2 protein-coding genes are annotated in these 1,209 nt (G+C 67.3%); both read right to left on the minus strand.

The annotated features are described in order from the left end of the window. Positions 1 to 637: DDE-type integrase/transposase/recombinase (locus ABZV00_RS37825; RefSeq protein ID WP_355615473.1), on the minus strand; the 637-nt coding region annotated here is incomplete at its 3' end. A 56-nt stretch (positions 638 to 693) separates the two neighbouring features. Beyond that, positions 694 to 1,134, minus strand: coding sequence for a transposase (locus ABZV00_RS37830; RefSeq protein ID WP_355615476.1), 441 nt, complete (start codon positions 1,132 to 1,134; stop codon positions 694 to 696). Positions 1,135 to 1,209: the final 75 nt, after the last annotated feature.

Genomic DNA, 1,209 nt, shown 5'->3' on the forward strand with positions numbered 1-1,209 from the left:
GCGCTTCGGAGTACGGATTGTCGTTCGACGTCCGCGGTCGTGAATGTGAGCGGAGCACGCCGAGGCTCACCAGCATCTCGGACACCGGTCTGGACACCATGACACCACCGCGGTCGGCGTGCAGAGTGTGCGGCTCGATCCCGTTGCGCCAGACCGCGTCGGCGAGGAAATCGCGGGCCACGACAGCGTCTTCGCCGGCCGCGACGAGCCACCCGGTCACGTAACGGGAGTAGATGTCGATGACCACGTAGCAGCGATACCAGATGCCTTTGACCGGTCCTTTCAACGCGGTGATGTCCCACGACCACACCTGCGACGGGCCGGTCGCGACCAGCTCGGGACGCACCCGTGGCGGGTGGGTGGCCTGCCGGCGTCGTTCGCGGACCTGCCCGGCCGTGCGGGCGATGCGATACATCGTCGACAGGGAGCACCAGTACCGGCCCTCGTCGAGTTCCCGAGCCCAGACCTGCGGAATCGCCAAATCGGCATACGCCGCACTGTTGAGCACCTCGAGGATGCGGACCCGTTCGGTGTCCGACAGCGCCGACGGCGGCGGGGTCCGCGGCAGCCACGGCCCGTGCACCGGCCCCAGCCCGCTGCGGCGGCGGTAGTGGGTCGCGCGGGAGGTCCCCGTCAACTCGCAGCCGCGTTGCACCCCTATCCCCGCCGAACGCAGGTCGGTCAACGCCGTGGTCAGGATCTGCTCGGCGGCGGATCGTTGTCCGCGCTCTCGGAGAGTTCTTCCAAGAGCGCGTGCGCTTTTCCCATGATGTCCAACGCCATCCGGGTCTTCTTCAGATCAGCCTGCAGTTTCTCGTTCTGTCGGCGCAGCTTCTCCAACTCGATCTGCTCAGCCGTCTTCCGAGCCGGCCGCCGCGATCCCGAGGATGAATCCCCGTCGCTGTCGCTGCCGGTCAGAGCCCCGGCGTCGCGGGCTCTCGCCCACTCGATCAGATGCGACGAATACAACCCTTCCCGCCGCAACACCGCCGCTTTCTCCCCATGCGGGGCATTCTCATATTCGGCAAGGATCCGCAGCTTGAACTCCGGACTGAACGCCCGCCGCGACGGCCGCGGCGCCGGATCAGACCCACCCGGCACGGGCTGGTCCGCAGAAGATGTCGACACGTACACCAGGATCTCCGATCCCGCCCTCGGTCAGCACCCCGCACTCACACGCGGTGTCTCACACCATCCTGACCAAGAGGG

The organism is Micromonospora sp. NPDC005173, from assembly GCF_040608515.1.
Taxonomy (GTDB): Bacteria; Actinomycetota; Actinomycetes; order Mycobacteriales; family Micromonosporaceae; genus Micromonospora.